We start from the raw sequence: 19429 nt of genomic DNA, 5'->3' as shown, positions 1-19429 counted from the left end.
AGTCGTCGGCGGTAGGCACTAAGACGCCAACCGGCGACGCCCACTCTCCTACGGAAAGTGGGCGCTTGCGCAGTTCCAGTAGCGCGGTCAGGGAAGAAGGGTCGCCTGCCCCGCCCGCACACTCGTCGTAAAGAGCCGGTAGTCCTCCATGGACACGATCAGGACCTTTGCATCGGGGTCCCCGACGTCCTTGGAGTCACGCAGCGCCACAACGCCATCGACGAAGGCGACTTCCAGGCAATTGTTGCCGCCGTTGCTCAGTTCACTCTTGGCCCAGTCGGCAGAGGTCAGGTCAACCTGCTTTTTCATGAGTAGCAATCCTTGATCAAGTCGCTGATGAAGCGACGGGTCTGGTCCGCAGGGAGCGTCTGTTCAGTCAGAGAGTCGAGGGCAGACCGATACCGGTCCACGTCTCCCGCCTCCTCCAGGTAGACCGATCTCGTCTTGCCTTCGATCACGACGACCGGTGGTCCCGCAGAGAAGTGTAGAAGCTGGAATGGGCCGTCCGAACTGGCGTGGGCGCCAACATCGAACGGCAGGACGCGCACATCCACATTGTTGCGCTGTTCGGTCACTTCGAGGAGTCGTTCGAGTTGGGCTTTCATGACTGCCCGTCCTCCGACGACCCTCCGAAGGGCGGCTTCATCCAGAATGCAGGCGAAGGTGAGCGGCGTCTCGCGAGTAAGCGCGGCCTGGCGCGCCATCCTCAGCTCGACGAAGCGGGCCACCTCGCGCCGCGAAGGCCACACCTGACTCCGTTCCACGATCGAGAGCGCGTAGTCCTCGGTCTGGAGCAGGCCAGGGACAACCGTGAGGTAGCCCTCGGTCGCACAAGCCAGCTCCTCCAGGTGCAGATACTCCTCAAACCCTTCGGTCACGACGGCTTCGCGGTACTCGTCGAGCAGGCTCGTGCGCCGACCGCTGGCCGCGAGAGTGGCCATGGCCTTGATCGCCTGCCGGGTCGCTTCCTCCCGCACCCCGTAGACCTCAAGGAACGCGGTCAGGGCGAGCCCCTGAACCCTCTGCTTGCCATTCTCGATCTTGCTGAGAGTGGGTTTGCCCGAGAGTGCCAGACGATCTGCGGCTTCTTCCATCGAAAGCCCGGCGGCGCGGCGTAGAGACCGCAGGGCCGAGCCGAGCCTCCTGCGGTGGACGTTCGGTCTCGCTTCGGGCATGGCGCACCTCCTCGCGAGGCAGCGTACCGCCACGCCCGACCCTGCCCCACGTCAGGTCTTCGCTTTGAGCAACGTTTCGAATACTGGGGGGTTGCGCGCAACGTTTCTAATAGAGCATCGTTGCCCAAGTCGAGACAACGTCCCTGAGCCGCAGGGCAGTTGTCGCCGGTCCCGCCTGCCCTGCCCCCAGGGCTTCGGCATGACCTTCGGAGGCCCCGTGAGTACGACGGCGATCCGCAAAACCGCCATAGGAGAGCCCAGCTACAGGCAAGTCGTGGCGTGCAGCCCCGAGGCCGCTTCCACTGCACGACGCCTCGTTGCCACCGCCCTGGAGATGTGGGGCATACAGGATCTGTGCAGCGACGCGGCGCAGATCGCCTCTGAGCTGGCTACGAACGCCGTCGTTCACACGAAATGCCAGACGTTCCGGTTCTCCGTGGAGCTGCAAGAGGGTGGGGTCCGCATCAGCGCCGAGGACTCTGCGCTCGATGTTCTTCCCGCCCGCCGTGCCGCTGACGACAGCTCGTTGGGCGGACGGGGCCTCCACCTCGTCGACGCCCTCTGCGCCCGCTGGGGATACGAACTACACCCCCAGAGCAAGACGGTGTGGGCTGAGCTGTGCGTCCCGGAGGCGGAGGGCTGATGGGGCAACAAGGCCAACGGTTCTTCCTGATCGGCCAGCCCGCCCGCCGCGGAATCGCCCCTCCGTTGGAGCAGCGGCCGACAGGCGAAGGCTGGACGCACCGACTCCCCGAGCCGGGCTTCGCGGTAGCTCCCGGGGTCGCTGCGGAAACAGGGATGTTACGCACGTTCCTGGAAGCGATGCGGCGAGACCTGACAGCCGGTAGGACACCGGTCCGTGTGACCGTCGTCGCGATCGAGGAAAGCGTCGAGTACCTGTTGAGCAGCCACCTCGACGAGGTGAAGGAGGGCGACCTCGACGCTGCGGTGGTCACACTCCGGGGATACCTGGGAGCGCTGGTCGAAGAGGCCGATGCAGTTCTGGACTTCGGCCGGGTGGTCGTGCGGGCCATGGTCGACCGGGCCCGGGGCGTCGCGGGCCGGGAGGGGGGTCGCAACAGCGCGGAGGTGCGCGAAGCGGCGAAGACGGCCCGCGATCTCTTGACCCTCATGAAGCAGGAGGGGTGGGAGGGCCCTAGAGCAGTCGACCCGGGGAGCAGTCCGTGATCAGCATCGTCGTCCCTGGAGCCGCGCCCAATGCTGTACTCGCAAAACGGGAGAGACCGTGTCCACTTTGTACCGCCAGGAACCGTCGGCCTACGACGGGGAGGACCCGAGCCGGGACGTCCCGGCCCTCCTCGCCTACCAGTTTGACCAACTGGGCATCGGGGATCACCTGACTCTCGTGGGCACCACGTACGGGTTGCCCATGGTGGACAACTTGGTACCTCCTGGGCTGGGCTGCTGCCGGGCCCGCGCGGTCGATGAGGCCCTGTGGCCGAAAGGTGCCGATCTGTGCGCCGTGGTCACCTGGAGCCCCGACCACGCCATCTCCCGGCGAGGCAATGCGGAGGAGTTGGCGGAGCACCGTCAGAAACGGACACCCGCCGTCTTGGAGGCTCTGGAGTCGCTGGGCTACACGGTGCGAATCCCGGGGCCACTCCAGGAGCACGAGACGCCGTGGGCTCCATCCAAGTTCTTCATCTATCGCTTGATGGAGGGCGCGGACCCAATTGAGTGGCCTGATGACGGGTGGGACCACCATGCGAAGCCAGGTGTCCGGCGGAGGATTTGGGAGCCGGATGAGTCGTCCCTGTGGCACCTGGAAAGCCTGATGGAGAAGGCCGGCCTCGCCGGACGGGACACCTACCTGCGGCGCTGGACGCCGATCTCCGGGGGGACGTACGGCTGCGCGGAGGTGGACCGTATCGAGTGGCCGCCGTACGCCTTCGTGTGCCTGCGTGTGTTCTGGAGGGCCTCGCAGGATGCCACCGCCAAGGACTGGGCTGCGGCCATGGTGAAGATCAAGCACTTCCTGCACGAACACGGCTACCTGACCAAAGAGCGGGCCCGACCGTGGAATCTGACCTTCGACCGGGACAGGCCGGAGGTCTTCGCCTACCGCACCGTCAAGCAGTCCAAGGAGGCAGGATGAGCCGCCAGCGGGCTCGCTGCCCCATCCATGGCCGGGCTCAGTCCAACGTGCAGAGGAACATCTGCCTGATCTGGTGCGAGCCGCCCCCGGTCCCCCTGGCCGAACGCATCCGACGCACCGCGTGGCGCTTGGAACAGTTCTGGGCTCGGCACGTCACGGACAGGGAAGCGTGCCGTCGGCTCGACCGCCTGCGTCTCCTGGCGCCTGAGCATCCCTGGTCCCCCGAAGAGGGCCTGGGGCGGGCTCGAAGGAACACCTCCGCCCGCGCGGAGGGCCTCCCCAGCGAGCCGCCTGCCGACTGAAAGGACTTCCGCTGCTGGGGGAAGTCCCGGGCGTGGGGGCCACACTCACACCTCGCGCCACCGGCAGCGGATGCCCGACCTGGCGTGACGGCCAGAGTCGGGCGCACGTCAGAGAAACCGATTACGAAGGAAAAGCGCAGTGATAGGCAGGACATCACTCTCCCAAGAAGGGCGCGCTGAAGGATGCCGCCAGCGCGGGCAGAGCTAGAGCAGAGGTGCGGAGGCCGGTCGTGCTCACCAACTTGATCCCGTTTCCGTCGCGACGCCGCAGCCCGCGCGAGTCTGAAGGCCCCCTGGCTGAAGGGGCAAGGCGGCGTCTGTTCTCCGTCTCGTCCGAGTCGGCCATCGTCGGCCGGGAAACCGGCCGGATGTGCGGCGCGCTCCGGAAGCTCTCACCGGCTCAGATCGAGTGCGCGCGGAAGCTCTTTCCGGTCTTCAGCAATACGGAGCACGGCGACATCACCACAGCCGCGCTCTGCGAACTGGAGGAGCACGACGGCCCGCACCGCGGCTTCGTCGTACCCCTCATGCACGCCGCCGCCGTCTGGGCGGAGTGGACCGACACGTCCACCAGGACCATGTTGCGCGCCCGGCCGGACTGCGGCTCACGCATCTGGGTCGACGGGCAGCCCGACGACTGCGTCCTGTTCGCCAGCCACCCCGGCTTGTGCACCCACAGCTACGCCTCACTGGACATGACGGCGTATTGACCGCCCGGCCCACCGTGGGCCGAGTCGAGAATGGATGGAAGGAAGACAACTTCGTGGAACTCATCGCACAGTTACCCCTTCAGACCGTACTTCCCATGGATGCCGCCCCCACGGGCGCGCGCCCGTACGCGCTGGGTGGCGCACGCTTCACCGCAGCCTCCCCCGCGTCGGCGTCGAGCCTGGGTCTGCCGGCATACGATCCCGTACGGCAGACGGCCGCCTACCAGGACGGCACTCCGCTGACCACGATGGCGACCTCCAAGAAGACGAACCCGGACGGGGACATCAAGAACCCTCCGCCGCATGACGAAGGCGCGGACCCTGGCTGCTTCGAGTGAACTCAACAGTCCTGATCGTGGACGGCCCCTTCGAGGCGGGTACCGACCTCGTCGCGGAGGGGCTGTCCGCAGCCAACGTTCCGGTTTTCCGGATGGACACGGCTGACTTCCCGCACGCACTGGAGCTGAGCGCCTCGTTCACGGACGGCGAATGGTCGGGGCGCCTTAGCAACCCCCACCGCCGAGTCGATCTGGCCGAGGTGCGGGCGGTGTACTGGAATCGGCCGCGCCTGTTCGAGTTCCCCGAGTTGTCAGCCTCGGACGCCCACTGGGCGCGAGGGGCTGCCCGGATCGGGCTGGGCGGAGTGCTGACAAGCCTGGAGGCCCGGTGGATGAATCATCCGGCCAGAGCGTCGGCCGCCGAGTTCAAGCCCCGGCAGCTCAAGGTGGCCCGCGCGTCCGGGCTGTCCGTGCCACGCACCCTGATCACCAACTCAACCGACCAAGTCCGGGCATTCGCGGCCGGGCTTGGCGGGGCCCCGGTCATCACCAAACCGCTCGGAATGCCGACAGTTGTTCACCAGACCGGATTGGAGACGATGTATACCCGGGCCGTCGACTTGGGCGACTTGAAGGGAATCCACCTGACCGCGCACCTGTTCCAGGAACAGGTCCCCAAGGAATTCGAAGTTCGCACCGTCGTCATTGACGGGGCATGTCACAGCGTGCGGATCGACACCGACAGCGCCGCCGCCGAGCACGATTGGCGAGCGGATTACGACTCGCTGAAGTACACCCCCATCAGAACCCCGTGCGCCGTCCAGGAAGGCGTCCGCCGGTACATGGACGCGATGGGCCTCGCCTATGCGTCACTGGACTTCATCGTTCGACCGGACCGGGCTTGGATCTTCCTGGAGGCGAACGCCTCGGGCCAGTGGGCCTGGCTACACAACGAACTGCCCCTCACTTCCATGTTCGTACACACACTGGAGAAATGGTGCAAGACATGAGCTGGCGAACTCTCGCCAATGCGCTCGCCGACTCCCTGGAGGCGAGTGGCGATCTCTCCTCTGCCCACTGGCGCCGGGCTGTGGAGGAAACCCCACGGCACTACTTCGTCCCCTCGTACTACCTCCCCGATGCCGGCACGCTCACCACCTGGCGGAAGCTCACCGAGGCGGATGGTGACGAGTGGCTGACGACGGCCTACAAAACCCGCACGCTGGTCACCCAGTTCAGCGAGCCGGGCAGCGGAGTACCGACTTCGTCGAGCACCACTCCGAGCCTTGTAGTGAGGATGCTCGAACTCCTGAATGTCCGGACCACCGACGATGTCTTGGACCTGGGAACGGGAACCGGCTATCAGACCGCGTTGCTCGCTCACCGGCTCACCGGCTCCCAGCAGCTCGTGTCGGCGGACATCGACCCCGCGCTGACGAGCGCCGCCGCCGAGGTGCTCTCGCGGCTCGGACACACTCCGCAGCTCCGGACCGTGGACGCGATGGTGGAGGAGTGGGGGTGCACCTTCGACAGGGTCATCGCGTCCTGCGCGCTCCCCCGGATCAACGGCTCGCTCCGGAACGCGGTCCGGGACGGGGGGCGCCTGATCGCCAACCTCTTCCCTCCACTGAACAACACACTCGTCGTTCTGGACCGCCAGCCGAACGGCTGCCTGGAGGGACGCTTCCACGGGGACGGCGGCTCATTCATGGCCGCCCGCTCTCGCGGCGGCCCCCCAGCCCCCAACGCTGGGCAGTCGTCGTACGCCAGTGGCACGACGAACGTTCCGATCGCGGCGTTCGACAACTACCACTTCCAGTTCCTCTTGGCGGCCCATCTTCCCGGAGCGGAACTTCAGTACGGCTACGAAGGGGACGTCGCCACGAGGCGGGTAGTCCTGCCCGGTGACAATTGGGCCGAGGTGACGTACGACGGCGCGAAGCCCTCGACGTGGTCGGAGGCCGGAGGGCAAGGCGTCTGGGAATCCGTCGAACGCTGGTGGAGGTGGTTCACCGACCACGGCCAGCCGACATGGGACCGGTTCGGCCTGACCGTGACACCTGAAGATGCCCACGTGCTGTGGTTCGAGGACCCTGCGGGAGCGGACGTCTGGGCACTGGTCTGACGGTCCCAGCGGGCCACGCTGCAACCACTGCGAAGGGGCCTAGGCGGGGCCATGCGCACTCGTGACACCGCCATGAGCCGCCGCCCCAGCCTCGGCCTCCTGGACACCCCCGGGCGCTCCACCTTCCACCGGTACCGCGTCCGGGGGTGCGGCGGTCAAGCCCGCTGGTGCCGAGCTTCCGATTCCGGCCTGGCCTGAATCCTTGGACGCCCGCATCACTGCATTCGGGTCTGGAAAGGAGCGCCTGGTGGTGGCGGGCGGCTCGGTCTCAACGAACAGGTCAGGAAGCACCGCGTCTATGAGTGCAGAGAGCGTGGAGCCCGACGAGTGATCTTCTGCTGCGGGGCGATGCCCGCCCCGCTCATTCGACTCGCCCGAATCGGAACCGGCCGAATTGCCGTGCGATAGGGCGTCCTCGCCGGGCGCCATTTCTCGATAGGTCACCTTGGAGGTCGCGTCATCTCTATGAAGAAGCTTTGGCACCTTTGGCTGTGGGCGGGGTGGGTGTATTGGGTACACAAGGCGAGTCGGGGGGTCGCTCTCCCCATACGCGAGGAGGCGAGCCTCCTGCTCTGAGGCTCCTCTGCGATCCGCCTCGGCCATCACAGCTCGCCGCTGTTCGTCGGTGAGCGGGACTCCGGCGATTCCGCCCGCGCCGTCAAAGTAGGTCGGCACATACCCTGCGGCCGAGTCATTACGGTATACGCCAGCCTCGGCAGCTTCCTCGGGTCGAGGGCTCGGAGACCCTTCTTCCGTTCGAGCCTGGGCGAATCCGAAAGTACCGACGTAAAGGATCACTGCGCCTAGCGCCCCCCAGGCCGCAGTTCTGCCCCTCCCTTTTTTCTTGCACTCGTCCACCGTGCGGTCCTCTGCGGGTAGGGGGGTGTGCGAACGTGACACGGGAGAGCCTTTCAAGCGGATTTCGTAGCTCCACTTCTAGCACCCGGGGGCGGCTTTAAAAAGGGCCTTCCGATATTTGATCTTTCGCTTCGCCTTAAGGGGTCCCTCAGCTTTACTGAACGCCAAGTGAGTCCGTCGCGACTTGCGAGGACTCCAGTTGGGCACCGTGACCAACGCATGACCAGCAGCGGTCACGAGCGGCCGAAAAGACCCAGAAACAGGCCGCACCCGCAACGGTTGAAGCCCCCCGACCAGGGCGCAAAATGCCTGCTCAGGGGGCCTCTAGGGGACTACTCAGGCCGGGGGTGGCGGCCCCGGTCGTCCCTCCGTCTGCCACCGCCGAGCGCGGGCAAACCCCCTGGCGGGCGAGCGCCCACCGGCCTTCGGAACGCCAGCGCGCTCACTTTCCACCGCGCTCGACTGCTCTGGTCTGCGGCCGTCTGGATTGGTCTGAGCTGGTCTGCGGCTGGTCTGCGGCTGGTCTGTGGTTGACGAATCCGGGCGAGCAAACGGACTTCACAGGGCACCGTTCTCTAGCGCGCCCTCGATATGACCTGCACCGGCCATCGAACCCATGTGCGGATCGGTGTACCGGGCAGGACGGGGGGCCAACGCGCCGAGCGAGCGGCAGAGCAGCGCTGACGCACCACGACGCCGAGCAGGACAAACAGCCCTGACGCAGGCCGGGCAAGCAGCGTCGATCGCCACACCCCCGAGCGAAGCGCCGGCCGGTCGCCCCGGACGCCACGCCTGAACCCGCCCGCGCGCCGGGTTCACCGTGGGCGCGACCGGATCAGCGCTGGACCCTGGCCCGGCGGGACACCACCGCGCGCAGCACCCGCTGCCCCTCGGTGGAGACGCGCTGCACCTGTCTCAGCCCGATCCGGCCCTCCCCTTGGGCCAGGATCTCCAGGACCCGCAGTTGACGGCGTAGTTCGGCGGTCACCAGCGGTCCCGCATGGGTCGGCTCGCCCTCGCGGCACCCCTTGAGCACCTCGATCACGGCGGACGCGGTCGGCTCGCCGGCCGGACCGGCGTCGAGTCGGTGGTGGAGTTCGAGCGCCGCCACCGAGCAGTCGTCGGCCCACTCGCGCAGCGGCTCGACCTGCCAGTCGTCCGGTGCGGCATCGAGCATGTGCCGGATCAGAGCGGCGGCCCCGTCCGCCTCGCCATCGCCCGGGGGTGCGGCCCCTGCCAGCGTGTCCCTGGCTTCGGCCAGCCGTCCCGGCCAGCCCTCCGCACCTTCGGCGAGTCCATCCCACAACGGACCGAGTGGATCGGTCTCGGAGGCGAGCAGGGGCAGACAGCGCTCCAGGCAGGCGAGCCCGCTCGCGGCCAATCCCCGCTCGTCCGCCTGTGCGATCAGTTCCCTCAGGCTCTTCGACGCCACTGACGCCTCCCATCGCGCACGCATGTCATTACCGCGCACACCTGAGCCCCGTGGCTCAATCGCGTCATGCCGAAGGCACCGGAGAACCGGGTCCTTGCAGGGCGGTACTACGAACCGCTCATCAGCATGGGTCTCGGGCTGCTTGGCGCAAACTACTCCCATCCAAGCCCCGTCCGCCACGTTTGGGCGGAGCTGAGCGGTCTTGGACGCCCCACATCACGATTTATCAAGTGAGCACTACCCATACACACTTGCACCACACTTCTGTTACATTCTGCGCACCTGGAGCTCGATTGACGGGACGGTGCATCGTTCCTGCGGGCTCCCGGGAAGCAGCGGTGCGAGTCCGCACACCCCCGGGCGGACTCGCGCCGCACCCCGCTGACCGGATGCTTCCGTGGCGTCGCGTCGACCCGGATCGGGCCTCGACTCCCGCTTGAACGCCACCGGTCGTAGGACCCCGTACCCCTGCCGACGGTCATGTTCGGACCCGTCCGAGCACCTCGCGCTCCCGCCGCCTTCACCGTGCGCGGGCTTTCAGTCCAGACGTTCGGCGAGCGCCGCGAACCGGGCCCAACTGAGGGCGGGTTTCCGCGGGTCCCACACCTTCTGGGCCAATGCGCTCAGCGGGAGGACGATCGCCCGCGCGATCTGGTCCGGCGTCTGGGAGCCCGCCAGATCACACCAGATGGCGAATCGTGCCCCGACGATCTGGTCGGAGTACTTCGCTGGAACCGGTCGGGTGCCGCGGAGCACCAGCGGGGTCCACTGCTCGTAGATGCGCTGACCGGTCGGATAGCGGAAGTCATTGGGCTCGCCGAGTACGTAGTAGAGGTACTCGTCGTTGACGTTCACCACCCGGCGCCCCTCGGCGAGGTACTCCACGGGCGGGCGGGCCCCTATCTCCTTGCCGGTCCAGTACTCGACCTCGATGTCCTTGTCGACGCTGACCTCACCGCCGCGGAAGAAGCCGTCGTTCCACGCCTTGAGCCGCCGATCGAGCGGACGCAACACCTCGGCCCGGTCGTTGACCCACTGGGTAGCCAGGTCCTGGACCTGTCCTTCGGGGCCGTACTCCTCGCGGGCGATGGCGGCGAGGCGCGGAAAGGATGCTTCCGGATCGCGTCGAGTGAGGGCCTGGTACTCGTCACCCCCGAGGTGCCAATAGGCACCTTCGAACAGATCGGCGTACTCGGTGAGGAGTTCGTCGACGAGCCGCGCCGAAGCCGGGTTGCCGATGTCGATCGCTCCCCGCACGCTGCGACCCGCCGCGTCCCTGAGTCGCAGTTGCGGATGGGCGGCGAGTACCGCCCCCAGATGGCCAGGCGAGTCGATCTCGGGGATCACGGTGATGTGCAGGGAGGCGGCGAGCGCGAGGATGCGACGCACCTCCGCCTTGGTCAGGTGGTCGCGGGACACCACCTCGGGATGGCTGTCCGACTCGATCCGAAACCCCTGGTCGTCGGAGAAGTGCAGTCCGAACTGATTGAGCTTGAGGTCGGCCATCTCCCGCAGCCGCCCCTCGATCCAGCCCGCGCTGAAGTGCTTGCGGGCGGTGTCCACCATCAGTCCGCGCTGAGGCCGGTCGGGCGCATCCCGAATGACGCCTTCGGGCATGGCGCCGCCGGAGCGCACCGCCTGCTTGAGCGTGCGGGTGCCGTAGAAGACACCGGCTTCGGAGGGACCCGCTATTCGGACGCGATTGTCGGCGGTCTGGACGGTGTACGACTCGGAGCCGCCCTGCTGGGAGGGTGCGAGGACCAGTTCCACATCGCCGGGTCTGACGGGCCCGGCCTCCCGGTAGGCGATCTTGAGTTCGCCTGCGAGCAGTCTGGCCTCGTCCGCCAGGGCCTCGCCGCCCGCGGTGACGACGACTCCCGAACCGGGCGCGGGCCGCCAGCCCGGACCGCGTGCCGGTTCGTGGTTCCGTACGGCGGGGATCGTCGCCGGTGCAGTGGAGAGGGGGTACGTCCGGGTGGGTGACGGGCTGGGCGTGGGGTCCGCCGTGCCGCGGCCAGCGCCGGCATCGGTGCGACTGGATCGCCCCGACTGACCGGAACCTCCCGGTTCATCCGAGGTTCCCGTTGAGCAGCCGGTCGCTGCTATCGAGAGGACAGCGGCCACGACGACTGCCGTACCGCTCCATCCTCCAGTACGCGCGAAATGCCGTATCACTTACATACCTCCCTTAAAACGAGTGAATCTTATGAATCAGACGAATCTCATGAAAGGGCCCAACTACCCCACATCACCTGATACAGCAGGTGAAACTCTCCCGTCCGGGTGAAAATCGCTCATCCGTCGGACAGCCCTTCAGCGGCATCGATAGCGTGGAGGCACTCCTGCCCCTTCTGTCACTTACTTCACATGGTTCTGGGGTTCTGGCCGTCTCGCCCAACCGTCCGCCCGCTCCAACCCTCTCCCTCTTCGACACCTCTCGCCTCCCTTACCAACCGTCAGTCGCACTAGTTCCATAAGTTCCATTAGTTCTCTTTGCTGACTTGCTAACCACTTGCCCTCCCCTGTCGCCCTCCCGGCCTCACCCAGCCCTCCGCTCGATCGCCGACGACCTTCCGGCGCTCGACGCGTCCCAGTTCCAGGAGCCCACGCTGTCCAGCGAAGTCCCCGTCGGCCTCCCGAAGCGACCGGCAGCCCCGCCGGGCACTCCCACCGCGCTGACGCCCCGATCACGAGCCCGACTGCCCGGGCAGCACCCCCTCGCGCCCGCCGGTCTGGAACTCCTCAACCGGATGGACCAGGACGCCGCCGTCGCCGCCCTCCTGAACTGCTGCGGGAGCCGGCATTGGGCCGAACGGCTGGCCGCCCACCGCCCCTACCCCGATCTCGATGTGCTGCTGGCGGCCTGCGACGAGGCCAGCTACGACCTCTCCCCCGCAGATCTCCACGAGGCGCTCGCCCGGGAACCCGCCGCGGGGCCGGACCGGGCCCTGACGGACGTACCGACATCCGCCCTGACCGCACTGGCCGCGGCCCACGCCGCGTACGAGAGCAGATTCGGCCACTCCTTCGTCATCTCCCTCGTCACTTTCCGGCCAGCCGAACACCTCGATCAGATCTTGATCGGCATCCGTGCGCGACTCGCCCATACCCCCGACACAGAGCGGGAGGTCGCCGCAGAGGAATTGCGCGGTCTGGCCCGATCCCGACTGATCCGCCTGGTGTCCTAGCCCCCTCGGCGACCACGGCCCCGACACGTCCCCATACCACCCGGCCTGGCGATAGCCCGTCCGTGGCTCTTTGATTGCCTGTTTGATCACACCTGCCGACCCGGCGCGAACGAACCGACAAGTCGTCGCTACGATGGCCGGGGCCGGTGGACCATACCCGGCCGGGCCAGACCGACCATCGCAAGCCGGCAGGCCCCAATCCCCGCTCCCGGAGGGCTCTTCCGTGCCGGCTGGAACGCTGTACCGCGGCCGGGAAGGAATGTGGTCATGGGTGGCTCATCGAGTCACCGGCGTCCTCATCTTCTTCTTCCTGTTCGTCCATGTCCTTGACACTGCTCTCGTCCGTGTCTCCCCCGAGGACTACGACAAGGTCGTAGCCGTCTACAAGACGCCGATCGTTGCCCTGTTGGAGTACGGCCTCGTCGCCGCCGTGCTGTTCCACGCGCTCAACGGCCTGCGGGTCATCGCCGTGGACTTCTGGTCCAAGGGACCGCGCTACCAGAAGCAGATGCTCTGGACGGTCATGGGCATTTGGATCGTGCTGATGGCGGGTGCGCTCTACCCCGTCCTCGGACACGCCGTACGTGAAGTCTTCGGGAGTTGATGCCGGACATGTCTGCTGACACCTCTTCCGCGATCGGTCCCGTCGAGAGCGGCTCGCTCTACGACGTGGACAACCCGGCCCCCCTGATCGAGGCCCCCCGCAAGCGCACGGGCAAGACCCCGCGCGCCACCCGCGGCAACTTCGAGATGGCCGCCTGGCTCTTCATGCGGCTCTCCGGCGTGGTGCTGGTCGTGCTGGTCATCGGCCACCTCGTGATCCAGCTGGTGCTGGACGGCGGCGTCTCCAAGATCGGCTTCGCTTTTGTCGCCGGTCGCTGGGCGTCCCCGTTCTGGCAGGTCTGGGACCTGCTGATGCTCTGGCTCGCCATGCTGCACGGCGCCAACGGCCTGCGTACCGTCATCAACGACTACGCCGAGCGGCCGAACACGCGCCTGTGGCTCAAGGGCCTGCTGTACACCGCGACGGTGTTCACCATCCTGCTGGGCACGCTGGTGATCTTCACCTTCGACCCGAACATCCGCTAAAGCCGGGGCTGACGAACCACATGAAGATCCACAAGTACGACACCGTCATCGTCGGCGCTGGCGGAGCGGGCATGCGTGCGGCCATCGAGGCCACCAAGCGCAGCCGGACCGCAGTCCTGACGAAGCTCTACCCCACCCGCTCCCACACCGGTGCGGCGCAGGGCGGCATGGCCGCCGCGCTCGCCAACGTGGAAGAGGACAACTGGGAGTGGCACACCTTCGACACGGTCAAGGGCGGTGACTACCTGGTCGACCAGGACGCCGCCGAGATCCTGGCGAAGGAGGCCATCGACGCCGTCCTCGACCTGGAGAAGATGGGCCTGCCGTTCAACCGCACCCCGAACGGCACCATCGACCAGCGCCGCTTCGGCGGGCACTCCCGCAACCACGGCGAGGCCCCCGTCCGCAGGTCCTGCTACGCGGCGGACCGCACTGGCCACATGATCCTCCAGACGCTGTACCAAAACTGCGTCAAGGAGGGCGTCGAGTTCTTCAACGAGTTCTACGTCCTGGACCAGCTGATCACCGAGGACCCCGAGACCGGAGTCAAGAAGTCGTCCGGCGTGGTCGCCTACGAGCTGGCCACCGGCGAGATCCACATCTTCCAGGCGAAGGCCGTCATCTACGCCTCCGGCGGCACCGGCAAGTTCTTCAAGGTGACCTCCAACGCCCACACGCTCACCGGTGACGGGCAGGCCGCCTGCTACCGGCGCGGGCTGCCGCTGGAGGACATGGAGTTCTTCCAGTTCCACCCGACGGGCATCTGGCGCATGGGCATCCTGCTCACGGAGGGCGCCCGCGGTGAGGGCGGCATCCTGCGCAACAAGGACGGCGAGCGCTTCATGGAGAAGTACGCGCCCGTCATGAAGGACCTCGCCTCGCGGGACGTCGTCTCGCGCTCCATCTACACGGAGATCCGCGAGGGCCGCGGCTGCGGACCCGAGGGCGACCACGTCTACCTCGACCTGACCCACCTGCCGCCGGAGCAGCTGGACGCCAAGCTGCCCGACATCACGGAGTTCGCGCGCACCTATCTGGGCATCGAGCCGTACACGGACCCGATCCCGATCCAGCCGACCGCGCACTACGCCATGGGCGGCATCCCCACCAACGTCGAGGGTGAGGTCCTCTCGGACAACACCACCGTCGTTCCCGGTCTGTACGCCGCCGGTGAGGTCGCCTGCGTCTCGGTGCACGGCGCCAACCGGCTGGGCACCAACTCGCTGCTGGACATCAACGTCTTCGGCAAGCGCTCCGGCATCGCCGCCGCCGAGTACTCCGCGAAGAACGACTACGTCGATCTCCCCGAGAACCCGGCGTCGCTGGTCCAGGAGCAGGTGGAGCGGCTGCGCAACTCCACCGGCAAGGAGCGGGTCTCCGACATCCGCCGCGAGCTCCAGGAGACCATGGACGCCAACGTCATGGTCTTCCGCACCGAGCAGACCATCAAGACGGCGGTCGAGAAGATCGGCGAGCTTCGCGCCCGCTACAAGAACGTGTCCATCCAGGACAAGGGCAAGCGGTTCAACACGGACCTGCTGGAGGCCATCGAGCTGGGCAACCTGCTCGACCTGGCCGAGGTCATGGCCGTCTCGGCGCTGGCCCGCAAGGAATCCCGCGGCGGTCACTACCGCGAGGACTACCCCAACCGCGACGACGTCAACTTCATGCGCCACACCATGGCGTACCGCGAGGTCGGCGACGACGGCTCCGAGAGCATCCGTCTCGACTACAAGCCGGTCGTCCAGACCCGCTACCAGCCGATGGAGCGTAAGTACTGATGGCTACCCCCGTACTGGACAAGGTCGAGGCCGACTCAGCCGCCTCGCCGTACATCACGGTCACCTTCCGCATCCGCCGCTTCAACCCGGAGGTCTCCGAGGACGCGGTCTGGGAGGACTTCCCGATCGAGATCGACCCCAAGGAGCGGGTCCTCGACGGTCTTCACAAGATCAAGTGGGATGTCGACGGCACGCTGACCTTCCGCCGCTCGTGCGCGCACGGGATCTGCGGCTCGGACGCGATGCGGATCAACGGCAAGAACAGGCTCGCCTGCAAGACGCTGATCAAGGACCTCAACCCCGCCAAGCCGATCACGGTCGAGCCCATCAAGGGCCTGACGGTCCTCAAGGACCTGATCGTGGACATGGAGCCGTTCTTCCAGGCGTACCGGGACGTGATGCCGTTCCTGGTGACCAAGGGGAACGAGCCGACGCGTGAGCGCTTCCAGTCCGCCGAGGACCGCGAGCGCTTCGACGACACCACCAAGTGCATCCTGTGCGCCGCGTGCACCAGCTCCTGCCCGGTGTTCTGGAACGACGGGCAGTACTTCGGCCCGGCGGCCATCGTCAATGCGCACCGCTTCATCTTCGACTCGCGCGACGAGGCCGGGGAGCAGCGGTTGGAGATCCTGAACGACAAGGACGGCGTGTGGCGCTGCCGTACGACGTTCAACTGCACGGACGCCTGTCCGCGTGGGATCGAGGTCACCAAGGCGATCCAGGAAGTGAAGCGGGCGCTGATCACCCGCCGCTTCTGATCGAACGTCATATCTGCCTCCCGGACGCGCTTCCGGGATCTCGAAGGCTCCGGTTCCCTGCGGACCGGGGCCTTCGCCCTTGGCACCGTTACCGGTACGGACTTCACCGAGTGCGGCGAGACCTGGCAGGATCGTGGGAACGTCTGTATGTGTTGCAGCGGGAAGCGGGGAAACCAAGATGACCGAGCCGAATCCATACGCGGCGGAGGGCGAGCCCGAGTACCAGTGGGGGCCCACACAGCCCTATGGATACCCACATGACACTCCGGGATACGGCTACCCGCACCAGCCTGCGGGCTACTCCCAGACCCAGCCGGCAGGGGTCCCGGTGCCCGTGCACGGTCCGCCGACGGGCGGGACCCCGCTGTTGGCGATCGGTGACATCACGGTGATGAGCGAGTCGATCATCACGCCGGCCGGGCCGATGCCGCTGAGGGGCGCCGTCTGGAACGCCACGGACATGTCGCGCACCGAGGAGAAGATTCCGACGTACGCGGTGGTGCTGGCGATCGTCTTCGCCCTGGCCTGTCTGTTGGGTCTGCTCTTCCTGCTGATCAAGGAGCGCAAGACGACGGGCTTCGTCCAGGTGACGGTGGCGAGCGGGGGCAAGCACCACGCGACGATGATTCCGGTGCACAGCCCCTATGCGTTCCAGGAGATCATGGGGCAGATCAACTACGCCCGCTCGGTGAGCAGTCTCTAGCGGCACCGTACGGGGGAGCTTGTGTGGGTGGGGGCAGACGGCCTTCGGGCGTCTGCCCCCACCCATGTCCGCTCCCGGCCCCAGGCCGCCCGCTCGGGGCAGGTGTCACAGCTGGGTGGTGATCGTCGGGTCGGTGATCTCCTTATCGTTGGCCAGCAGCATCGCCTTGCTGAGAATCACCGCGAGGGTGTTGTCCCCCTCGAACGGCAGATATCCGCTGTCCGTCGCACCGACCCGGGCCCCCGGCACGATGCAGAGGTAGCGGTCCATCGGAGCGATCAGGATGTTTCCCGACCCCAGATGGATGCGGTACGTGTGGAGTTCGCCCCGCACGTGGAGGAACCGACCCTCCACGGTGCAGCGGTCTCCGATCGCGAGCCGGGGAAGCAGTCGGGTGAGCAGTTCGCCGCGCGCCTGGGCGGTGCGGGACAGGTCACCGAAGGCGAAGGACTGCCAGTAGTCGCGAAAGTGGCCGCCCGGTCCGCCGTCCTGCCAGGTGGGGTCGTTGCCGACGGACGCCACGCCGACGAAGAGGTCCACGTCCCGCAGGACTTCGGAGAGGACCAGTTCGGGTACGGCGTGCAGCGGCAGCGGGTCGAGTATCGGAGCCCCGTCCTTGCGCCAGTAGGCGCGCTGCGCATAGGCGCCACCACCGACGTGGGCCCAGTTGTGCGCGGCTTCCAGGGGGTAGAAGCGGACCTGATCGGTGGCGATGCGCTGGTAGGCGCCCGAGGAGCTGAGGTCGCCGTCCTCCGGGCCGCCCACGCTCTCGATCCAGAACTCGGCGCGCAGCCCCCACAGGGGCAGTTCCTTGTAGGGGGGCGGTGCGACGTCGTCGACGCACAGTCTCAGCTTGGAGGTCCATCCGCGGGCCGCGGCCAGTGCGTGGAACTGGTACTGCCGTAGGAAGTGGCCGGCGAAGCGGTTGGAGTAGTTCCCGGTGGTGCGCTCGACGTCGGTGAGGGGGTAGGTCTCCCGGTGGGCCTGCTTGAACGGCTGGGTGATCTCCCGGTCCTCCAACCAGTGCCGCCAGGCCGCGGCTTCGGCATCGGGGCGTCCCACCGGGTGCCAGAGGGTGACGGTCGCGCTCGGGTCGGCACTCACCCGCTCGCCGTCGGCCGTGCGCAGTTCCGTGCCGTCCAGGGCGGCGCTCACACCGTCGACGGTCCAGATCAGTCTGCGCGCGAGCGTCCCCACCAGTGGGTGGTCCAGGATGCGTTCGCGCCAACGGCCCTGCGGCCAGCTGCGGCGGGCGAGGAACTGTCGGTCCAGCCGCTCGGACTGTGCGGTGAGCATCTTGTCGATGTCCTTGGCGGCGGCCCTGATCTCCTTGACCTCCTCCGCGAAGGCGCTCTTGACCGCGGCGGGCGGGCTCTTCACGATCCGTCCCGCGGCGGTCCGCCAGGAGAGCAGTGTCTTGCTTCCGCGCACCTCCAGCAGGGCGGTGGCGTCCCCGACGGCCCGCTCACCGCGCCCGACCGTGGTCAGTCCGTACGTGGGGGTGCTGAGCTCCTCGATCTCCTCCCGGGAGATGCCGGCGTCCTCCGCGCGTGAGTCGAGGGCGGTGCCGATCATCTTCAGCGTGGGCTTGTAGACGACCCGGGTGGACAGTCGGGCCAGTTCGGCGAGGGCTGCTTCGCCTTCCGTGCGGGAGAGCGCGACGACGGCCGCATTGGCGACCTTGGGGCTCCTGGGTCCTATGTCGGGGAGCTTGCGCAACGAGGTCGTGACCAGTGCGCCCAGGGCACGCACGGTGTCCTGCCCCGGTTCCACCAGGGAGGCGAGCCAAGCGAGACCGCGCAGTGCGTCGGCGTTGTAGGCGTCGTACTCCTGGTCCGATCCGTACCTGATTCTGAGCGGGAGCGTCCGGGGGCTGCCGACCAGTCCCAACCAGGCCAGCGCCGCGGTCCGGACGGTCCCCGGGCCGATCTCCGCCACCAGGGCGCGGACGGCCCGCTCCCACGCACGGGTGGGTTTCGCGGACCTGGCTGCCAGGAGCCGCTGGAGCAGCAGTCGCCCGGGCTCCCCCCAGGTCGCGGCGTCGGCGAGGGCTCGGTCCGCCCATGCCTCGCCCGGGTTGAGCACGGGCTCGGTCAGCTCACCAAGGATGTCGTCGAGAGGGTCCTCGGACCAGTAGGCGGCCAGTCGGGAGCGTCGGACCATGGCGACGAAGGGCCCGGGCAGGCGGCGGCCTGCCTTCTGCTCGGCTCGGATGAGCTCCACCAACTGGTGGGCGTCGTAGCAGTCGGTGTCCTGGGAGAGGCGCTCGATCCGCTCCTGGCGCTCGACTTCGAGCAGTTCGGCGCCGGGGTCGGCGGTACGGATCAGAGTGATCATGACGCTGAGGGCCACTGCGGTGTCGGCCCCCTCGTGATAGCGGCTGATCCAGTGCCGGGCCAGCTCCTGGCGCTGGTCTTCGGGCAGTTCACTCGTCCGTTTGAGCATGGAGGCCCGGTCGCCCGGCCATTGGTTGCTCTCCCGGGTGCCGATCTGGACGAGCAGGTCGGCGAGCTCGGGAAGGTCCCCCGCGGCGATGGCCGCGCGGACGGCCATGATGTCGGCGTAAGCCGATTGCCAGTTCTGCATCAGCCACCGACCAGGGGAACGAGCTTGAGGAAGGTGACTTCGGTCGTCTTCGCGAGACAGACGACCTCGTCGAGCTCGGATATCTGCCGCTCTCCCACGAGCACCAGGAAGCCGTTGCGGCCGAATGCCTTGATGGCGCGCTCGCAGGCGGCGTCCACGTCATCGCCGGGGGCCTCCTGTCTCACCCGTCGTCGAATGAGCTCCCCGAGCGGCAGCCGCTCCTCGGCGACCACGACGCCCACGGAGCCCAGTCGTTCACCTGTTGTCGTCTCGTCGACGAAGGTCACCAGTCCCATGCGAACGACGGTAGTCGGGCCCACTGACAACG

19 protein-coding genes are annotated in these 19429 nt (G+C 67.3%); 13 read left to right on the top strand and 6 right to left on the bottom strand.

Annotation, left to right across the window (positions count from 1 at the left end):
• Positions 1–87: 87 nt before the first annotated feature.
• Both OID54_RS23510 and OID54_RS23505 read right to left on the bottom strand, forming a co-directional pair.
• Positions 88–309, bottom strand: a complete 222-nt coding sequence (locus OID54_RS23510; protein WP_329022465.1) for a DUF397 domain-containing protein — start codon at positions 307–309, stop codon at positions 88–90.
• Complete coding sequence (locus tag OID54_RS23505; RefSeq protein WP_329022463.1) at positions 306–1175, bottom strand: helix-turn-helix domain-containing protein; 870 nt, start codon at positions 1173–1175, stop codon at positions 306–308. The genes OID54_RS23510 and OID54_RS23505 overlap by 4 nt, the downstream gene beginning before the upstream one ends.
• 217 nt (positions 1176–1392) lie before the next feature.
• On the opposite strand from OID54_RS23505, the gene OID54_RS23500 reads away from it, so the two are divergent.
• From OID54_RS23500 to OID54_RS23470, 7 genes are all read left to right on the top strand, one after another.
• On the top strand, positions 1393–1818 hold the full coding sequence (locus OID54_RS23500; RefSeq protein ID WP_329022461.1) for an ATP-binding protein: 426 nt from the start codon (positions 1393–1395) through the stop codon (positions 1816–1818).
• Entirely contained in the window at positions 1818–2363 is a 546-nt protein-coding gene (locus tag OID54_RS23495) for a DUF6415 family natural product biosynthesis protein (protein WP_329022459.1), read from the top strand. The genes OID54_RS23500 and OID54_RS23495 overlap by 1 nt, the downstream gene beginning before the upstream one ends.
• A 58-nt stretch (positions 2364–2421) precedes the next feature.
• On the top strand, positions 2422–3291 hold the full coding sequence (locus OID54_RS23490) for a hypothetical protein (RefSeq protein ID WP_329022456.1): 870 nt from the start codon (positions 2422–2424) through the stop codon (positions 3289–3291).
• Between the two features lie 532 nt (positions 3292–3823).
• Positions 3824–4303, top strand: a complete 480-nt coding sequence (locus OID54_RS23485; protein WP_329022453.1) for a hypothetical protein — start codon at positions 3824–3826, stop codon at positions 4301–4303.
• A 53-nt stretch (positions 4304–4356) separates the two neighbouring features.
• Complete coding sequence (tgmA, locus tag OID54_RS23480; RefSeq protein WP_329022451.1) at positions 4357–4641, top strand: putative ATP-grasp-modified RiPP; 285 nt, start codon at positions 4357–4359, stop codon at positions 4639–4641.
• Positions 4638–5591, top strand: coding sequence for an MvdC/MvdD family ATP grasp protein (locus OID54_RS23475; RefSeq protein WP_329022449.1), 954 nt, complete (start codon positions 4638–4640; stop codon positions 5589–5591). The genes tgmA and OID54_RS23475 overlap by 4 nt, the downstream gene beginning before the upstream one ends.
• Positions 5588–6706, top strand: a complete 1119-nt coding sequence (locus OID54_RS23470) for a methyltransferase domain-containing protein (RefSeq protein ID WP_329022447.1) — start codon at positions 5588–5590, stop codon at positions 6704–6706. The genes OID54_RS23475 and OID54_RS23470 overlap by 4 nt, the downstream gene beginning before the upstream one ends.
• Before the next feature lie 1693 nt (positions 6707–8399).
• On the opposite strand, the gene OID54_RS23465 is transcribed toward OID54_RS23470, so the two are convergent.
• Both OID54_RS23465 and OID54_RS23460 read right to left on the bottom strand, forming a co-directional pair.
• Complete coding sequence (locus OID54_RS23465; RefSeq protein WP_443055664.1) at positions 8400–9020, bottom strand: hypothetical protein; 621 nt, start codon at positions 9018–9020, stop codon at positions 8400–8402.
• Positions 9021–9533: 513 nt separating this feature from the next.
• Positions 9534–11120 carry a beta-N-acetylhexosaminidase gene (locus OID54_RS23460; protein WP_329022442.1) on the bottom strand — a complete coding sequence of 529 codons (1587 nt, stop codon included), beginning with the start codon at positions 11118–11120 and terminating at the stop codon, positions 9534–9536.
• Between the two features lie 377 nt (positions 11121–11497).
• On the opposite strand from OID54_RS23460, the gene OID54_RS23455 reads away from it, so the two are divergent.
• From OID54_RS23455 to OID54_RS23430, 6 genes are all read left to right on the top strand, one after another.
• Positions 11498–12184, top strand: a complete 687-nt coding sequence (locus tag OID54_RS23455; protein ID WP_329022440.1) for a 2-oxo-4-hydroxy-4-carboxy-5-ureidoimidazoline decarboxylase — start codon at positions 11498–11500, stop codon at positions 12182–12184.
• A 223-nt stretch (positions 12185–12407) separates the two neighbouring features.
• Positions 12408–12788, top strand: a complete 381-nt coding sequence (gene sdhC, locus OID54_RS23450; RefSeq protein ID WP_308312055.1) for a succinate dehydrogenase, cytochrome b556 subunit — start codon at positions 12408–12410, stop codon at positions 12786–12788.
• A gap of 8 nt (positions 12789–12796) precedes the next feature.
• A complete protein-coding gene (locus OID54_RS23445) occupies positions 12797–13273 on the top strand; it encodes a succinate dehydrogenase hydrophobic membrane anchor subunit (protein ID WP_329022437.1) in 477 nt (158 codons plus the stop codon).
• A gap of 20 nt (positions 13274–13293) precedes the next feature.
• A complete protein-coding gene (gene sdhA / locus OID54_RS23440) occupies positions 13294–15054 on the top strand; it encodes a succinate dehydrogenase flavoprotein subunit (RefSeq protein ID WP_329022435.1) in 1761 nt (586 codons plus the stop codon).
• Complete coding sequence (locus OID54_RS23435) at positions 15054–15812, top strand: succinate dehydrogenase iron-sulfur subunit (RefSeq protein WP_329022434.1); 759 nt, start codon at positions 15054–15056, stop codon at positions 15810–15812. The genes sdhA and OID54_RS23435 overlap by 1 nt, the downstream gene beginning before the upstream one ends.
• 178 nt (positions 15813–15990) lie before the next feature.
• Entirely contained in the window at positions 15991–16515 is a 525-nt protein-coding gene (locus OID54_RS23430) for a hypothetical protein (protein WP_329022432.1), read from the top strand.
• A 105-nt stretch (positions 16516–16620) separates the two neighbouring features.
• Here the strand turns inward: OID54_RS23430 and OID54_RS23425 are convergent, their stop codons facing one another.
• Both OID54_RS23425 and OID54_RS23420 read right to left on the bottom strand, forming a co-directional pair.
• Positions 16621–19068: a DUF4132 domain-containing protein gene (locus OID54_RS23425; protein WP_329022430.1), complete on the bottom strand. Its 2448-nt coding sequence runs from the start codon at positions 19066–19068 to the stop codon at positions 16621–16623.
• 32 nt (positions 19069–19100) lie between these two features.
• The gene (locus tag OID54_RS23420; RefSeq protein ID WP_329022428.1) at positions 19101–19397 is read right to left on the bottom strand and encodes a hypothetical protein; all 297 of its coding nucleotides are present in this window, start codon (positions 19395–19397) and stop codon (positions 19101–19103) included.
• Positions 19398–19429 lie beyond the last annotated feature (32 nt).

This window comes from Streptomyces sp. NBC_00690 (assembly GCF_036226685.1).
Classification (GTDB): domain Bacteria; phylum Actinomycetota; class Actinomycetes; order Streptomycetales; family Streptomycetaceae; genus Streptomyces.
Note: the sequence above shows the minus strand (reverse complement) of the source record. Positions and strands in the feature narration are given on the sequence as shown.